Below are 14,461 nucleotides of genomic sequence, written 5' to 3' on the forward strand. Positions count from 1 at the left end.
TTCGACACGCTCGCTTGAACCCGGACCGCGTTTCTGTATGGTGGCGCGCCCTTACAGCCGGGCAGTCAGTGGCGGTGTCCACTGGTGAAGAGGAGTCTCGTTCATGTTCGATTCAGTCCTTGACCGAGGTCAGGGGCCCAAGTCGCGATTCGGCGTCGGGGCTGCCATCTCGGTCTTCCTCCACTTGGCGCTGTTCGGCCTCGCGCTCTGGCTGTCGCTGCGGCCGCCCCCGGCCGAGGAGAAGGAGATCGAGGTGACGCTGAAGGCCACCATGGCCCCGCCGCCTCCGCCTCCGCCGCCGCCTCCTCCGGCGGCGTCCTCCAAGCCGAAGACGACCCCGAAGAAGCCCAAGAAGCCGGATCAGATCGTCCAACCGAAGGAGATCCCAAAGGAGGTTCCTAAGGAGGCCGAGCCCGCCGAGGAGCCTGCTGAAGAGGAGCCGACGGAGGAAGCGGTCGAGGGTGGCGTCGAGGGTGGTGTCGCCGGCGGCGTGGTCGGTGGCGTGGTTGGTGGTGTGATCGGTGGCGTGGTCGGCGGTCAGCTGGGCGGTACGGGGACGGACGTGCTCCCCTTCGGCGCCGGCATGACGCGTCCGGAGAAGATTTCCGGTCCCCAGCCCGAGTATACGCGCGAGGCGCTGGAAGCCCGTGTGGCGGGCACGATGATCGTGAAGTGCGTGGTGACGGTGGAAGGCCGTGTGGAGCGCTGCCGAATCATCAAGCCCCTGCCGCACATGGAAAGGGCCGTCCTGGACGCGTTGACTTCATCGCGCTACAAGCCCGTCACGTTCCAGGGCCGTCCGGTCCAGGTTGATTACACCTTCACCCTGAACTTCAAGTTGCCGCGCTGACTCGGGCGCGCCGTAGGGAAGCACTGCAGACCACCCCCGCGCTCGTGAGGAGGAGCGCTCCAATCATGGACTTTTCAATCGCTAGCATCTGGGCGCACACGGGCCTCTTCGCTCGGTGCATCATCTTCACCCTGGGCATCATGTCCATCGCCTCGCTGGTCGTCATGGCGGAGCGCATGCTGGTCTTCCGCAAGACGCGCGCGGACAGCCGCAATTTCGCGGCGAAGATGGGCGCCATCCTGGCCAAGGGCGACCTGAACACGGCCGCCAACACCAACCTGGGCAAGGACGTGGGCCACCTGGGCCGCGTCATCAACGCCGGCCTGACGGCGTACCGCATCAGCCCGAACAACAAGGACGTGGCGGTGGAGTCGGTGGCGCGCGCCCTCGAGCGCCAGGCCCAGCGTGAGGTGCAGAGCATGAAGCGCGGCCTGGGCCTGCTGGCCACGGTCGGCTCCACGGCTCCGTTCGTCGGTCTGCTCGGCACGACGATGGGCATCGTCACCGCCTTCCAGCTCATGGCCACCTCCGGCTCCGGCGGTCTGGGCACCATCTCGGCCGGTATCGCCGAGGCGCTCATCACCACGGCCTTCGGTCTGCTCGTGGCCATCCCCGCGGTGATGGCGTACAACTTCCTCCAGGGTTGGGTGGACGCCCGCGCGGTGGACATCTCCGAGTCCTCCAACGAGTTCCTGGACGTGGTCGCCCGTCACCTCGGCGGTGGCGCTCACTCCTCGCACGCGGCCTGATTCAGGCCCCGAGCGAGCCCGGGGACGACCCGAGGCCCGCCCACGAGTGAGCACGGCTCCCGCCCCTGACCGGGCGGGGCCGCCACGCGCAGGGCGGGCTCTCCTCCATCCAGGAATCAGGTACACGCATGGGAATGTCAGCTGGCCCCAAGGGGGGCATCAAGAGCGACATCAACGTCACGCCCCTCGTGGACGTGGTGCTGGTGCTCCTCATCATCTTCATGGTCGTCACCCCCATGCTCCAGCGCGGCAAGTCCGTGGAGCTGCCGAAGGCCACCGAAGTCGAGAAGGAAGGGAAGCAGGGTCCAGACCCGCTCATCCTCTCCATCACCCCGGACAAGAAGGTGTTCGTGGAGAACGACCAGGTGGATGACCAGGCACTCCAGGACAAGCTGTCCGAGGAGCTGGCGAAGGACCCGGGCAAGAAGATCCTGCTCAAGGGTGACAACACGCTGAACGTCGGGGACGTGCGCAGGGTGCTGGACGTGGCCCGCAAGTCCAAGGCGAAGCAGATCGCCCTCGGCGTCGAGGAGAAGAAGTAATGGCCGGACGCAAGCAGCGGCAGTTCGTGAAGCCCGCCTCCGCACCGAACTCCGAGATCAACGTCACCCCGCTGGTGGACGTGGTGCTGGTGCTCCTCATCATCTTCATGGTGGTGACGCCGCTCATGGAGAAGGACATCCTGGTGCGCGTCCCGGACACCGAGGTGGAGCAGGAGCCCACCCCGCCGGATCCGAACGACCAGCAGCTGGTGGTGCAGCTCGACAAGGACGGCGGCTACTCCATCAACACGGAGAAGATCCAGCCCGCCGACTACGTCAACCGCCTCAAGCGCATGCTGGCGGCCAAGAAGCCGGACGAGAAGATCGTCTTCTTCATGGCGGACGACGCGGCCAACTACGGCCGGCTCATCGTCGCGCTGGACGGCGCGAAGTCGGCCGGCGCGAAGGTGCTCGGCATGGCCACGGAGCTGCCGCAGAACGCGGTCATCCAGGGCACGCAGGTGGACACCGGCACGGCGGCTCCCGCTCCCGCGCCCGCTCCCTGAGAGCCTGCTCCCGGAATCCTACGCTCCGGGTTGGGGTCTTGATTCACTTCGAGAAGCTCGTCGGCTAGAGTCCACGACTCATGGCCGACGAGCTTCTCATTTTCGAGCAGACCATCGAAGCCCTGTTCCTGCGCGCGCTGTCCGGGCGGCTGACGCCCGAGTGCAAGGCGCGGCTGCGTGAGGCCGGGCTCGACGTGGACCAGAAGCTCCGCCCCGCCTACCCCTTCGAGTCCTGGATGACCTTCCTGCGCATTGGCGCGGAGGAGCTCTTCCCCCAGGAGCCCATTGCTCAGGGCACCTTCAAGCTGGGAGAGGCCTACATCGAGGGCTTCCGGGAGACGATGCTGGGGCGCGCGGTGCTGTCTCTCCTGCGCGTGCTGGGGCCCCGGCGGGCGCTGATGCGCGCCACGCAGAACTTCCGGGCTGGCAACAACTACACCGAGTCGAAGCTGCGGGAGCTGGGGCCCAACCAGTTCGAGCTGTGGATGAACGAGGTGGGCACCTACCCGTCCTTCACCGCGGGCATCATCCACGCCGGACTGAGGGTGGCCGGAGCGCAGGACATCTCCGTGGAGATGTCCGGCTACGACGGCCACGCCTGCACCTACCGCATCAGCTGGAAGGAGGCCTCGGTCTCCTCGGGCGTGGCGGGCAGCGGCGACTCCAAGGCCGCCAGGAGGTCCGGGTCCATCATCTCCCTGTAGATGAACTCGGCGATGAGGCCCGTCACCATCCAGATGGGCAGGATGTAGAGGGACGTCATCTCCCAGAGGATGGCGCCCGGGTCCGCGTAGTACCAGATGCGGTAGCCGGTGAAGCGCTCCAGCATCACGCCGCTGAAGCCCTCGAAGAGCAGGATGACGATGCCGTAGACGGCCGCGCGCAGGGCGGTGTGCTGGTACAGCATCCAGCGGTAGAGCGGCTCGATGAAGAAGAAGCACGCCACGCCGTAGATGAGGAACATCCACAGCGAGCACTGGCCGTACGCGGTGGAGACGGGCGTGTCCCAGATGGCGTTGAGCCCCAGCCGGTCATCCACCCGCCACTGGAAGCGGAAGAGCGCCTCCAGCAGGGGCACGTTCCGCGCCACGCGCACCAGGTTGTAGAAGAAGATCTCCGAGCTGAGACCAATCATGCCGTAGAGGCAGAAGCGGAACACGGCGAAGGCCAGCTTCATGCGCTGGCCACGTTTCTGGTCCGCGCGACGGATGCGAACCGGACGGCGTTGACGAATCTGCGTCTCCACTGCGCTCTCTGCCCCCATGCAGTCCCCCAGGTGGGTTGCAAGGTACCGGACTCATCCGGCCCTGGCTAGATCCGGGTTCACTAATCCGGTCTGCCTGGAATCCAGGCTCCGGGGGGCGGGATGGGCATCCACCGCGGTGGATTGGCCGGAGAGGCCCTACGCTTCGGGTGGGCGGCGGTACGGCCATTGCTGAGGGAGGTGGCGGCGGCTTCGGAAGGGGACGGGACATGCTGGCGAGGGTGCGGTCGGGGGCGTTGATGGGCATCGACGCGGTGGTGGTGGAGTGCGAGGTCGACATGGCGCTCGGCCTCCCCTACTTCAACGTCGTGGGGCAGGCGGAGGGGGCGGTGCGGGAGTCGAAGGTGCGGGTCGTCTCGGCGCTGAAGAACACGGGCTTCGAGCTGCCGCAGAAGCGCATCACCGTGAATCTCGCCCCGGCGGATTTGAAGAAGGAGGGAGCGGCCTTCGAGCTGCCCATCGCCCTGGGCGTGCTGGTGGCGGCGAAGCTGCTGGAGGAGGCCCCCGTGGCGCGGCTGCTCTTCGGCGGGGAGCTGTCACTGGACGGCGCCATCCGTCCCATCAAGGGCGTGCTCCCGCTGGCGGTGGCGGCGAAGGACGGGGGCTACGACGGCGTCATGGTGCCGACGGCGAACGCGGCCGAGGCGTCGCTGGTGGAGGGGTTGCGCGTGCTGCCGGTGGGCCACCTGCGCGAGGCGGTGGACCACCTGACGGGCACGCGCCCCATACAGCCCTATGTGCGGGAGGGGGACTCCAGGGCCTCCGAGCCCGGCCTCACGGTGCCGGACATGGCGGACGTGCGGGGCCAGCCGGACCTGAAGCTGGCGCTGGAGATGGCGGCGGCGGGCGGCCACAACGTGCTGATGCGAGGCCCACCGGGCTCCGGGAAGACGATGCTGGCGCGGCGGCTGCCCGGCATCCTCCCGGAGATGACCTTCCCCGAGGCGCTGGAGGTGACGAAGGTGTACTCGGTGATGGGGCTGCTGGGTGAGGGACACGCGCTGATGCGCGAGCGTCCCTTCCGGGCCCCGCACCACACGCTCTCCGACGCGGGGCTGGTGGGGGGCGGCCCCATGGCGCGCCCGGGGGAGCTGTCGCTGGCGCACCATGGCGTGCTCTTCCTCGACGAGCTGCCGGAGTTCCGGAAGAACGTGCTGGAGGTGCTGCGCCAGCCGCTGGAGGAAGGCGTCATCCACCTGGCCAGGGCCAACCAGCACATCACCTACCCGTGCCGGGTGATGCTGGTGGCCGCGATGAACCCCTGCCCGTGTGGCTACTTCGGCGTCCCGACGCGCAGCTGCACCTGCGGCAAGCACCGTCGAGCCGAGTACACGACGCGGGTGAGCGGGCCCCTGCTGGACCGCATCGACATCACCCTGCAGACGCGACCGGTGGAATACCACCACCTGGCGCACCCCGACTCGCGGGAGCCCGACAGCCGCTACTACCGTGAGCGGGCGATGGCGGCGCGCGAGCGCCAGCGGGCGCGGTACCGGAACGAGCCGGGTGTGCATTGCAACGCCCAGCTGCCACCGCATCTGCTGCGCCGGCATTGTGTGATGAGTCCGCGCGCCGAGCAGATGCTGGAGCGGGCGGTGAAGTCTTTCGGGCTCTCCGCGCGTGCCCACGACCGCATCCTCAAGGTGGCCCTTACCCGGGCCGACCTGGAGGGGCACTCCCGCATCGAGGCTGTAGACATACAGCTCGCCATCGACTGCCGGATGCTGGACCGCTCGACCTTCGACCAGGCAGACACGCGGAGCACTCATGCGGCCCCGCCCGATGGCCGCTCCCATCGATTTGAAGCTTCCGGACGGGCGAGCCCCCGGGAGGACGCCTGAGTGCTCGCTGGAGTGTCAGTGCGTCACGGGCGGAGGGGCCTCGGGCCGGGTGGCATGGACGCGGGCGGCGACGTCGACCGCGCTCGCGCTTCCAGCCGGCAGCGCCCTGCCCTGCTCCACCTGGTCCAGTCGCGGGGTGGGCCCGGTGATGATGCGGGCCGACTTGGCGAACGTCAGGTACGAGTAGGCCCAGTTGAGCAGCACGGCCAGACGACTGCGGAAGCCAATGAGGAAGGTGATGTGGATGAGCAGCCAGGCCGCCCAGGCGGGGAAGCCGGACTGCTTGAAGCGCCGGAAGGCGATGCCCACCGCGTGGCCGCGGCCAATCACCGCGTAGGAACCGCGGTCCCAGTACTTGAAGGGCTGCATGGGCTTGCCCTCCAGGCGGCGGCGGATGTTGGCCGCTGCCTGCTTGCCCATCTGCATCGCCGCGGGTGCGAGACCGGGTACGGGCTTGCCGTCATCGCCCTTCACCGAGGCGAGGTCTCCCACGACGAAGATGTCTTCGTGTCCGGGCACCGTCAGCTCGGGCGCCACCAGCACGCGTCCCGCGCGGTCGAGCTCCACGCCCAGCGTGCGAGCCACGGGCGAGGCGGCCACACCGGCGGCCCACACCACCGTGCGGGCGGGGATGTGCTCCTCGCCGATGAAGACGCCCGTCTCGTCGATGTTGGTGACGCGGGCGCCGGTGCGGACCTCGACGCCCAGCTTCTCCAGCGCGCGGCGGGCCTTGAGGGACAGGTCCTCCGGGTAGACGGGCAGCACGTTCTTCACCCCCTCGATGAGGATGATGCGCGCCTCACGAGGGTCGATGTTCTTGAAGTCGCCGGGCAGGGAGTTGCGGCTGATCTCCGCCAGCGAGCCCGCGAGCTCCACGCCCGTGGGGCCGCCGCCAATGATGACGAAGTTGAGCAGCGAACGGCGGATCTCCGGGTCCGTCTCGCGCTCGGCCAGCTCGAAGGCCATCAGGACCCGGCGGCGGATTTCCACCGCGTCCTCGATGGACTTCAGGCCCGGGGCGAACTTTGCCCACTGGTCATTGCCGAAGTAGGAGTGCGTGGCCCCGGTGGCGATGACGAGGAAGTCGTACGTCAGCTCCCCGTCGGCCAGCAGCACGCGCTTGCCGGCGGTGTCCACGCCCTGCACGTCCGCCAGCAGCACGCCGACGCCGTGGGGGCCCAGCAGCCCGCGCAGCGGCGCGGCAATCTCGCTGGGGCTGAGCGTCGCCGTGGCCACCTGGTACAGCAGGGGCTGGAAGAGGTGGTGGTTGTGGCGGTCCACCAGGGTGATGCGCACCGGCGCCTTGTACAGGTGCCGCGCGGCATAGAGTCCGGCGAAACCTCCGCCGAGGATGACCACATGGGGCAGGTTTTCGCGGTTCGTTTTCACGCAGGGAAGTTCATGCCGCCCCCCTCGAAGTTCAACGCGAAGCGACACTCCGCGAGCAGGCGGGCGGACGACCCCCCGATACCTCTCAAAAGGGGATGACAACGCAGTGCGTCAGTGCAAGGCTGGAGCCCTGCGCTGACGCCGCGCATGAAGCTCCTGTCTCCGCTGCTCACGGTGCTCCAGGCCGTCATCCTGATGGCGTGGGGCGTGCTCTGGATATCGCTGGCCGGAGTGATGATGCTGCTCACCCGGAACGGCGACGTCGCGCTGATGATGGCCCGACGCTTCTGGGCGCCGCTGCATTGGCGCATCACCGGTTCTCGGATGACGGTGGAGCCGCTGCCGGACATCGACTGGGGCCAACCGCACGTCTTCCTGATGAACCACCAGTCCGCGCTGGACATCCCCTGCGCGTTCGCCGCGCTGCCGGTCAACCTGCGCTTCGTGGCCAAGCACGTGCTCCGGTACGTGCCGTTCCTCGGGCAGTACATGGCGATGACGGGGATGATCTTCGTCAACCGGTCGCGGCACACCGAGGCGGTGCAGAGCATGGCGCTGGCCGGTGAGTGCATCCGCGCGGGGGCCAGCATCCTCGCCTTCCCGGAGGGGACGCGCTCGCGGGACGGCTCCATCCTGCCCTTCAAGAAGGGTCCGTTCGTGCTCGCGCTCGAAGCGGGGGTGCCCATCGTCCCGGTGGCCATCGAGGGCTCGCGGCAGGTGTTGCCTCCGGACGCCTTCTGCCTGCGCCGGCACGACATCCGCGTGAAGGTGGGCCGCCCCATCGAGACGAAGGGGCGCGGCCTGGCGGACCGCGACGCGCTCATGCGCGAGGTGCGCGAGGCCCTGCTCCAGCTCCATCGCGACATCGGCGGAGGGAGTCAGGGCTTCGAGGCAGCCGCTCCCGCGACGGACTCCGGCCACGCGCTGCCCGCGCTCAACAGCCTGCCGGGCTGAGCCACCCTCTCACGGGGCCACTCCGCCATTCCGGACCCAGGGCCACGCGCGTGGACCCTCCGCGTGCCCCGCTTCCGAGTGGGCACGCTCCGGCATGGCCATTGCTCAACCTCCTCCCGATGCGGCCGGCCACGCCGGCGCGCAGCACCCACTCACAGGCAGGGCGGCGAGGGAGCCGAAGACGGGATGAGCAAGCTCACGGAAAAGCTGAAGGCGGTGGCGGCGGCGGTGGCGGCAATCGAGAAGCAGTTCGGTCGGGGCTCGGTGATGGCCCTCGGGGGCGAGGCACGGGAGCAGAAGGTCGCGGTCATCCCCACCGGCTCGGTGGGGGTGGACCGGGCGCTCGGCGTGGGTGGCTATCCGCGCGGCCGCGTGGTGGAGGTGTTCGGCAACGAGTCGTCGGGCAAGACGACGCTCACGCTGCATGCGATTGCTCAGGTCCAGGCCGCGGGCGGCGTGGCGGCCTTCATCGACGCGGAGCACGCGTTGGACGTGTCCTACGCGCGCAAGCTGGGCGTGCGGGTGGAGGAGTTGCTGGTGTCGCAGCCGGACACGGGGGAGCAGGCGCTGGAAATCACGGAGCAGCTCGTGCGCTCCGGAGCGGTGGACCTCATCGTGGTGGACTCGGTGGCGGCGCTGGTGCCGAGGGCCGAAATCGAGGGGGAGATGGGCGACGCGCACATGGGCGTGCAGGCGCGGCTGATGAGCCAGGCGCTGCGCAAGCTGACGGGAGCGGTGAGCCGCTCGGGCACGTGCATCATCTTCATCAACCAGGTCCGCATGAAGATTGGGGTGATGTTCGGTAACCCGGAGACCACCACGGGTGGCAACGCGCTGAAGTTCTACGCGTCGGTGCGGATGGAAATCCGTCGCACGGGCAACCTCAAGGACGGCGACGTGGTGGTGGGTTCGCGCTCCCGGGTGAAGGTGGTGAAGAACAAGGTCGCACCGCCCTTCCAGGAGGCGGAGTTCGACCTGCTCTACGGCACCGGCATCCACCGCGCGGGGGAGGTGCTGGACCTGGGCGTGGCCACGGGCCTCATCGAGAAGTCGGGCAGCCACTTCAGCCTGCGCGGAGAGCGCATCGGCCAGGGCCGGGAGCGCGCGGCGGAGTGGCTGCGCGAGCATCCCGAGGTGATGGAGGCGCTCGGCAGGGAGCTGGTGGGCACCCCCGCCCTGCCCTGCCCTCCGGCCGCCGCGGAGGCCGCTGCCTAGGGCGCGGCGGACAGCGCGTCGAGCGGCACGGGGAACGGCAGCCGGCGCTGACCGGCGCACAGCACCAGGCCGCCGTCGGGGCCCTCCTCCAAGAGCTGGCCGAGCTGATACTGGGCATCCCGGGAGAAGAGCGCCCGGGCCCTGCCCTGCTTCACGCGGCAGGAGAGGATGCCGGCGGGTTCCACCTTCAGGGTGGAGGTATCCAGCGCCTCGGCGGTGCGGTCACTCAAGCGCACGGAGATGCGCTCGTCCGGGGTGACGTCCACGGTGCGTACCTCGTAGGCGGCGCCTTCCACCTGGACGTAGCACCAGTCCTGGCCGATGCGGAGCTGGTAGCGCCCCTCTTCGTCCAGCACGAGCGAGGTGTTGAAGAGCTCGATGATTTTCGGGTGCTGGATGGGCTCGTCGTCGTGCCACCAGCGCAGCGTGGCGTCGAGGCGGATGCCGCTGTCCTCGCGGGTGTGCCAGCGTTTGCCAGGAGGGGGCTGTCCGGTGGGAGGTTGCATGGCCTCTCCTATGTGCGCCCGACGGGCGGAGGATTCAAGCGGGGCCGCTCCGGGCGCCTACCAGTTCCGGACAAGCTCCGTGTAGCCACGGAAGGCCACGGCGCCCCAGAAGTTCACCAGCACGCCGAGCGCCACCGCGGCCAGCACCGCGCGGTTGCGCAGGGACCAGCCGCCAATGGCGAAGAGCAGCAGGAGGTACGGCGTGTAGTCGAGGCTGAAGCGGAAGCCGAACTGCATGTAGCCGGTGTTCTGGTAGAAGAGCCCCGGCAGCGCGCACACGGCCACGGTGAGCCACAGCGGCCAGTGCAGGCGCGGGCGCGTCCTGGGCACCAGCAGGAAGACGAGCAGCGGCAGTGTCAGCAGCAGCGTCAGGCCGTGCGGGTCGTAGGAGAGCTTCAGCGGCTCCAGCGAAATCCTCGGCAGCTTGAGGAACGCGGCCTCCAGGTTGCGCGGCAGGTAGTCCCAGTGGAAGAGGCCGGTGCGGTCGATGTCCGCGTTGACGCGGTTGTTGTAGAAGAACCGGTGGCCGAACTCGCCCAGGCTGCCGAAGCGGTAGAAGTTGTACGCGGCCGCGAGCAGCCCCAGGGGCGCGGCGCCCAGCGCGAACAGACCGACCTTGCGCGCCGCGGGCTTCCAGTTCCGGCCCAGGGACTTGAGCTGCTCCAGTCGCGAGCCGGGTTCGGGGCACAGCGCCTCCAGGACGAAGAAGAGGCCCGTGAATAGCAGCGGCGTGCGGGTGAGCGTGGCCATGGAGAAGAACACGCCGGCCAGCACCGGCCGGTGCGCCCGCACCGCGTTGCGCGCGTAGAGGCAGGTGAAGGCCACGCCCATGACCTCGGCGCTGAACCAGACCTCACCCCGGATGGCGCAATAGAAGAACAGCGTGCCGAAGGCGAGGATGAGCGCGAGGGCGATGTTCTCGTTCCGGTTGCGCGCCGTCTCGCCCTCCTTCGCCAGGAAGCGCAGCAGCGAATAGAAGAGCGCCACCGCCAGCGCGCCGACGATGACGCCGAACGAGGTGTCGTTGAACTGGTAGCCATGCAGCGCGACGAAGGGCAGCATGACCACGGAGGGGAACGGCGGGAAGCTCACGTACCAGCGGTCCGTGGTCTGGAGCCGGCCCTCGCAGCGGACCTTCTCTCCGTCCACCAACCGCACGCAGGCCCAGTCCTCCAGGTTGGGCAGCAGCTTCGGGTCCAGGTCCAGCCGCCCCTCCAGCCAGGCCTGTGACTGGTAGATGAAGTGCGGCGCCGCGCTCTGACGCAGGAAACGCTGCGAGCTGAAGCTGGCCAGCACCACGAAGGCCACCAGGAACAGCGCCACCTCCACGCGGTACGCGGACAGCCACACACGCAGGATGTTGAGCGGCAGCCCTCCCGTGGGCCCCGGCGTGGCTCCCTGGGACGGGGCGGCACCGCCAGTCCCGGAAGACGCCGGCCCGGTGGCGCGGCCGTGCTCCACCGAAGCGGTGGCGGCCCCACCGGAGTGCGCGTGCTCCGCACCGCCCGCGAGCACGGTGGTCGTGCCCAGGCCGGAGCCGTTGCCGCTCCCGGCCCGTGCCGTGTCTGCCGCGCCGGCGGCGTGCTCGGCGCTCCCGGCCCGTGCCGTGTCCGCCGCACCGGCGCGGCCGTGCTCGGTGTCTCCCGCTCTCGCGGCGGCGTTGTCCGCGCGGCTCGGCTCGGAGGCGGCATCCGGCGTGGCGGAGCCGGAGGATCCCCCACGCGCGGCGGGGGACGGACGGGGGCGCTTGGACTTGGAGCGGCTCATGGCATGGCGGGCGCGGCGAGCAGGTGCTGCCGCAGCATTTCCAGCGTGTGGGAGGCGGCGAACAGGCGCACGCGGTCGCGGTCGCCGGAGAAGGTCCTGCGCTCACAGCGCGTGGGCATCCCCGCGCCGGACAGCGCGCAGTACACGGTGCCCACCGGGTCCTCTGGCGTCCCGCCCCCCGGGCCCGCGTAGCCCGTCACCGACAGGCCGTACGTGGTGCCACAGGCGGCGCGCACGCCCTCGGCCATGGCGATGGCCGTCTCTCGCGACACCGCGGAGTGACGCTCGAGCACCGCGGGCGGGACACCCACCCACGCGGCCTTCATCTTCTCCGCGTACACCACCGCGCCGCCGATGAAGACGGTGCTGGCGCCGGGCACCGCCGTGAGCTGCTGCGAAATCAGTCCGCCCGTGCAGCTCTCCGCCGCCGCCAGCGTGGCCCCCGCGCGCTCCAGCATCCCCAGCAGCACGGGGGCGTACTCCTCCGCGTCCGCGCCGAAGACGTGCGTGCCCAGCACCCGGCGGCAGTCCGCCTCCACGGCGGCCAGCGCGGCCTCGGCCTCGGCCTGAGAGGGGGCCTCGGCCATCAGCTTCAAGTGGTTCTCCGGCGCGTGCGTGCGGAAGCCGAACACCACCCGCGGGTGCAGCGGCACCAGCGGCTTCACGAACTGGTCCACCACCGACTCGCCCAACCCCACCGTGCGCAGCAGCCGGAAGGCGCGGTACACGCGGCCCGGCTCGGCCTCCAGCCACGCGCGGATTCGCGGCAGCACCTCGGCGTCCAGCAGCGCCTTGTACTCGCGGGGCACGCCGGGCAGGAAGAAGAGCCGGCAGCGGCCCAGCGTGAGCGCCACCAGCGGCGCGGAGCCCGCGGGGTTGCGCACCGGCTCGGCGCCCTGGGGGATGCGCGCCATGCGCAGCTGCCCCGGGTTGAGCTCCGTCGACATGCCGCGCGCCGCGTAGCGCTCGCGCAGCCAGCCGAGCACCCGGGCGTCCTCTACCAGCGGCACGCCCGCGGCCGCCGCGGCGCACTCGAGCGTGAAGTCATCCGCCGTGGGCCCCAGCCCGCCGGACACAATCACCACGTCCGCGCGAGCGGCGGCCGACAGCAGCGCATGGGTGATGTCCGGCCGCACGTCGCCCACGAGCACCACGCGCTCGACCTTCACGCCCAGGTCGAAGAGGCGGGCCTCCAGGTACGTGCTGTTCGTGTCCGTGATGAGGCCGGTGACGAGCTCGTCACCGGTGCACAGCAGCTCGACGCGCATGGGCCGCGCATCCTAGCGGCAGCGGGCGGCGGCGGCACGGAGGAAGGAAGACCTCCCGCCCCTCGCCGCCCGGCGGGTGGGGCTCCGGGCTCCAGGCTCCAGGCCCCAAGAGGGCCCCGCCCGGGTGAGACCGGCCCTGCGACTACAGGAACGCGGGGCCGTCGTTTCTGGGGCCCGCCTCGTCCTCGGCGTCGTCCTCGTCCTCGTCGTCGATGACGGCGGCGACGGCCACAGCGGCGGCGCCCGGCGCCACCTTGCGCGCCACCAGCCGGCTGCGCACCTGCACCGCGGACTCCACCAGCCCCAGCATCAGGTAGGCGCCGCAGCACGCCACCAGCACCCAGGCCGGGTGGAAGCGCGTGGCAATCACCACCCCGCCCAGCACCACCAGCATGAGGGCCAGCGCGCTCTTGCGGCTGGGCCGCGCGTCCTTGAACGTCCGGTAGCGCACCGTCGACACCATCAGCAGCGACAGCCCCACCACCGTCATCGCCACCGGCACGGTGGCCGACTCGCGCAGCGGCTCGCCGCCCGACACCGCGTGGTGCGAGATGATGAGCGACACCAGCACGCCCGCGGCCAGCGGAATGGGCAGCCCCACGAAGAAGCGGCCACCGCCGCCGTGCGGGTTGCGCGCCGCCAGCACGTTGAAGCGCGCCAGCCGCAGCGCGCCGCAGGCGGTGAAGGCGAAGGCCATGAACAGGCCCGCGAAGCCCAGCGGCGCGAGCGCCCACTTGTAGACCAGCAGGCCGGGCGCCACGCCGAACGACATCACGTCCGCCAGGCTGTCGAGCTGCACTCCGAAGTCGCTCTGCGTCTTCGTCAGGCGGGCCACGCGGCCGTCCACCCCGTCGAAGAACATGGCGAAGAAAATGGCCAGGGCCGCCTGGTACAGCTGCACCGGACCCGCTTCGCCCGTGCAGAGGGTGATGGCGTAGAAGCCACAGAAGATGGACGTGACGGTGAAAAGGTTCGGGAGCACGAACATCAGTTTCCGCAACTTCATCATTCCCTCGACTTCCTCTGATGGCCGTGAGTTCCGGCAGCAGGACGGCGGGTGAACGAACCTTAGCAGGGTTTTATTTGCGCCATCGTCACCCCGAGGTTCGTTAAGGAGGCGGAATGGACGCTTGGCGGTGGGCCGTGTGGGTGCTGGTCGCCGTGCTCGCCCTGGTGCTGTGGAATGTCGTGTGGGTGGTGGCCGTGCGGCGGTGGTACCGCCCCCGGACGGACCTGCCCCAGGCGCTCCGGGCCCGGTGCGATGACGGCTGGGAGCTGATCATCCACGCGCGGCGCGCGAAGGTGCGCCGCTTCGAGGAGCCGGTGCTGCTGTGCCACGGGCTGGCCGCCAACCGGTTCACCTTCGACTTCGAGCCACCGTACTCGGTGGCCCACTACCTCGCCGACGCCGGCTTCGACTGCTTCAGCGTGGAGTGGCGGGGGACGGGCCACTCGCGGCTGCCGCCTCGAGGCCGGCGCTATACGGACTTCACCATCGACGACCACATCCTCCAGGACGGGCCCGCGCTGCTGGAGCTGGCGCTGAAGGAGACGGGGGCGAAGCGGGCCTTCTGGCTCGGCCACTCGCTGGGGGGGCTGGTGGGCTATGG

The 14,461-nt window shown here is 69.8% G+C and carries 15 protein-coding genes; 9 read left to right on the plus strand and 6 right to left on the minus strand.

What is annotated here, in order from left to right:
• Positions 1-103 precede the first annotated feature (103 nt).
• From HG543_RS13480 to HG543_RS13500, 5 genes are all read left to right on the plus strand, one after another.
• On the plus strand, positions 104-850 hold the full coding sequence (locus tag HG543_RS13480; RefSeq protein ID WP_169345142.1) for an energy transducer TonB: 747 nt from the start codon (positions 104-106) through the stop codon (positions 848-850).
• Positions 851-915: 65 nt separating this feature from the next.
• A complete protein-coding gene (locus HG543_RS13485; protein ID WP_169345143.1) occupies positions 916-1,599 on the plus strand; it encodes a MotA/TolQ/ExbB proton channel family protein in 684 nt (227 codons plus the stop codon).
• Between the two features lie 128 nt (positions 1,600-1,727).
• Positions 1,728-2,141 (plus strand): ExbD/TolR family protein, encoded by a 414-nt coding sequence (locus HG543_RS13490; RefSeq protein WP_169345144.1) that lies wholly within the window; start codon positions 1,728-1,730, stop codon positions 2,139-2,141.
• Positions 2,141-2,647 (plus strand): ExbD/TolR family protein, encoded by a 507-nt coding sequence (locus tag HG543_RS13495; protein ID WP_169345145.1) that lies wholly within the window; start codon positions 2,141-2,143, stop codon positions 2,645-2,647. The genes HG543_RS13490 and HG543_RS13495 overlap by 1 nt, the downstream gene beginning before the upstream one ends.
• Before the next feature lie 80 nt (positions 2,648-2,727).
• Positions 2,728-3,351: a DUF2378 family protein gene (locus HG543_RS13500; RefSeq protein ID WP_169345146.1), complete on the plus strand. Its 624-nt coding sequence runs from the start codon at positions 2,728-2,730 to the stop codon at positions 3,349-3,351.
• Here the strand turns inward: HG543_RS13500 and HG543_RS13505 are convergent.
• Positions 3,252-3,923: a hypothetical protein gene (locus tag HG543_RS13505; protein WP_169345157.1), complete on the minus strand. Its 672-nt coding sequence runs from the start codon at positions 3,921-3,923 to the stop codon at positions 3,252-3,254. The genes HG543_RS13500 and HG543_RS13505 overlap by 100 nt on opposite strands.
• A 197-nt stretch (positions 3,924-4,120) precedes the next feature.
• On the opposite strand from HG543_RS13505, the gene HG543_RS13510 reads away from it, so the two are divergent.
• Positions 4,121-5,752 (plus strand): YifB family Mg chelatase-like AAA ATPase, encoded by a 1,632-nt coding sequence (locus HG543_RS13510; protein ID WP_169345147.1) that lies wholly within the window; start codon positions 4,121-4,123, stop codon positions 5,750-5,752.
• A 15-nt stretch (positions 5,753-5,767) separates the two neighbouring features.
• On the opposite strand, the gene HG543_RS13515 is transcribed toward HG543_RS13510, so the two are convergent.
• The gene (locus tag HG543_RS13515) at positions 5,768-7,141 is read right to left on the minus strand and encodes an FAD-dependent oxidoreductase (protein ID WP_169345148.1); all 1,374 of its coding nucleotides are present in this window, start codon (positions 7,139-7,141) and stop codon (positions 5,768-5,770) included.
• 147 nt (positions 7,142-7,288) lie between these two features.
• On the opposite strand from HG543_RS13515, the gene HG543_RS13520 reads away from it, so the two are divergent.
• Both HG543_RS13520 and recA read left to right on the plus strand, forming a co-directional pair.
• Positions 7,289-8,095 (plus strand): lysophospholipid acyltransferase family protein, encoded by an 807-nt coding sequence (locus HG543_RS13520; protein ID WP_169345149.1) that lies wholly within the window; start codon positions 7,289-7,291, stop codon positions 8,093-8,095.
• Between the two features lie 186 nt (positions 8,096-8,281).
• The gene (gene recA / locus HG543_RS13525; RefSeq protein ID WP_169345150.1) at positions 8,282-9,310 is read left to right on the plus strand and encodes a recombinase RecA; all 1,029 of its coding nucleotides are present in this window, start codon (positions 8,282-8,284) and stop codon (positions 9,308-9,310) included.
• On the opposite strand, the gene HG543_RS13530 is transcribed toward recA, so the two are convergent.
• The 4 genes from HG543_RS13530 to pssA all read right to left on the minus strand — a co-directional run bounded on the left by HG543_RS13530 (position 9,307) and on the right by pssA (position 13,860).
• Positions 9,307-9,816, minus strand: coding sequence for a DUF1285 domain-containing protein (locus tag HG543_RS13530; protein WP_171818783.1), 510 nt, complete (start codon positions 9,814-9,816; stop codon positions 9,307-9,309). The two genes, recA and HG543_RS13530, sit on opposite strands and share 4 nt — an antisense overlap.
• Positions 9,817-9,873: 57 nt before the next feature.
• A complete protein-coding gene (locus tag HG543_RS13535; RefSeq protein WP_246356995.1) occupies positions 9,874-11,583 on the minus strand; it encodes a hypothetical protein in 1,710 nt (569 codons plus the stop codon).
• Positions 11,580-12,851, minus strand: a complete 1,272-nt coding sequence (locus HG543_RS13540) for a CinA family nicotinamide mononucleotide deamidase-related protein (protein ID WP_169345151.1) — start codon at positions 12,849-12,851, stop codon at positions 11,580-11,582. Before HG543_RS13540 ends, HG543_RS13535 begins: the two co-directional genes overlap by 4 nt.
• A gap of 142 nt (positions 12,852-12,993) precedes the next feature.
• Positions 12,994-13,860 (minus strand): CDP-diacylglycerol--serine O-phosphatidyltransferase, encoded by an 867-nt coding sequence (gene pssA, locus HG543_RS13545; protein ID WP_169345152.1) that lies wholly within the window; start codon positions 13,858-13,860, stop codon positions 12,994-12,996.
• Positions 13,861-13,973: 113 nt separating this feature from the next.
• Between pssA and HG543_RS13550 the strand changes: the two genes are divergently transcribed.
• Positions 13,974-14,461: alpha/beta fold hydrolase (locus tag HG543_RS13550; RefSeq protein ID WP_169345153.1), on the plus strand; the 488-nt coding region annotated here is incomplete at its 3' end.

Origin of the sequence: Pyxidicoccus fallax (assembly GCF_012933655.1) — a bacterium.
Lineage (GTDB): Bacteria > Myxococcota > Myxococcia > Myxococcales > Myxococcaceae > Myxococcus > Myxococcus fallax.